Origin of the sequence: Streptomyces sp. ID05-39B, assembly GCF_033794725.1 — a bacterium.
GTDB classification, from domain to species: Bacteria; Actinomycetota; Actinomycetes; order Streptomycetales; family Streptomycetaceae; genus Streptomyces; species Streptomyces bobili.
Genome location: NZ_JARGEF010000491.1, coordinates 1 through 1,773, shown reverse-complemented (window position 1 = coordinate 1,773; position 1,773 = coordinate 1). Strand labels below are relative to the sequence as shown.

Sequence of the window (1,773 nt, the reverse complement as noted above, 5' to 3'; positions counted from 1 at the left end):
TGTGTGGCGTGCGCGAGTTGCGGGGGGTGTGGGGGGTGCGGACGGTATGGGGCGTGCGGAGGGTGCGTGAGGTGCGGCTCATGCGGACACTCCTTCAGTGGGGGTTCACCGTCCGAAGTTTCGAACAGCAGTCGCGTCGTCGGACGGGACCGTAGGATCGAACCCCTCGCGCGTCAATGGTCCGCGCAGTTACCGAAACTGTTGCGACCGGTCGGACGCGGGATCATCGCGGAAGCGGTCTGATTATGCTTTCCATGGCCAACCGGGGGAGGTCCCATTGCGGGGGGCGAAGCGTTGTCCGCAGCGCCGAGGGTTGTGAGATCGGGCAGGGTGGTCCTGGCGACGGCTGCCGCCTTCGGGATTGCCTGTCTGGTTCATCTGCTGGTGGCGGGGATGCTCGTCGCCGGTCTGCTCCTGGTCGTGCTCGGCTGGGAGACCGTCGTACAGCCCATGATCGGGCTGGTGTTGCTCGTGGGTGCCGCCCAACTGCGGCCGCGTCTGGGCAGGCCTGATCCCGAGTTGCCCACGCTGCGGCGAGTGGACGCGCCGGCGCTGTACACGTTGCTGGATGACACAGCGGATGCCGTGGGCGTGAGGCATATCGACACCGTCCAGGTCGGCACGGAATTCGCCCTGCGGGTGTCCACCTGTGGCATCCGGCGCAGGCGGCGGCTTGAGCTGGGCCTTCCTCTCTGGCTTACTCTCGCACCGCAGCAGCGGGTCACCGCCGTCGCACACGAATTGGGGCATTTCGCGTCTCGGGACATTCGGCGAGGGACGCTGATCGGTGCGGCGCTGAGTTCACTGGCTGGTCGGGCGGAAATCCCGGAGCACGCTCCCCGCAGGGCGAGTGCGGGCAGCCCGAGTGCGCCCCTGGTCTCCCGGCACGCGGACGGGATGGCCACGGCATCGGCTCGTTTCAAGGCCCGAGGACGAGCCGCGGATTGGGCGTTGTGGATACCGAAGCTGGTGGTCAAGGGTGCGCACCGGCTGCTGATGCGGCTCACGCGTCCCAGCGCGCGGCTCACAGAATTCCAAGCGGACGCCGTGGCCGCCCGGGTCGCTTCCACCGAGGCGACCGTCTCCGCCTTGTGCGACCAACTGCTCGCCGGCGCCGTCAACGCCGAGGTGCACCGACTGGCGGTCACCGTGCGAACATTCCGCCCCGTCCGCGCCGCGCAGAGCACGGACCGGGATATCTGGGCAGAGGTGGCCGCACACGCGGCAGCGCTGCCTCGTCGCGCGGGGGAAGAGCTCCCGGCCGAGGACGGTGGCCTTCCCTCCGTCAGCTCACGTATCGCCCGACTGCACCCCGGGGCCGGCCATCCTGCCGTAGTGACGCTGGACGCGGCCGGGGCGGATGCCATCGAGGACGAACTCCGCGAACCGAAACGCGTACTGGCGAAGAAGATCATTCAGGACTGCGTCCACGCCTGACGGGACCGGCATACCGGAGGCGCGCACCTGAGCTGTACAGTCCCCGGACGGCACACGCCTTGCCCGGCAAGGAAGGGACTCCCTGATGAGGAAGCGACTCAGACGCCTGCTGCTGACCGCCGCGAGTCTGACCGTGGCCGTAGCCGCGAGCGCGTGCGGGCCTGACGACGAGCGGGGCGCGTCGGGCACGCCCACGTCCGCCGGTGCTGAACCGGTGGCCGGAACGCCCACGGCCGGGACGCCCACGGCCGCGAAGCCGTCAGCGAGTTCCTCGACGACCGCCTCGCAGAACCCCACCCCGGCCCGCACCCTGCCCTTAAAAAAAATTCCAAACCA

General features: G+C 69.1%; 1 protein-coding gene and 1 pseudogene. Both read left to right on the top strand.

What is annotated here, in order from left to right:
• Positions 1–330 precede the first annotated feature (330 nt).
• The gene (locus tag P1P75_RS41400) at positions 331–1,437 is read left to right on the top strand and encodes a M48 family metalloprotease (RefSeq protein ID WP_319265182.1); all 1,107 of its coding nucleotides are present in this window, start codon (positions 331–333) and stop codon (positions 1,435–1,437) included.
• Between the two features lie 85 nt (positions 1,438–1,522).
• A pseudogene (locus tag P1P75_RS41395) lies at positions 1,523–1,773 on the top strand (hypothetical protein); the annotation flags it as partial.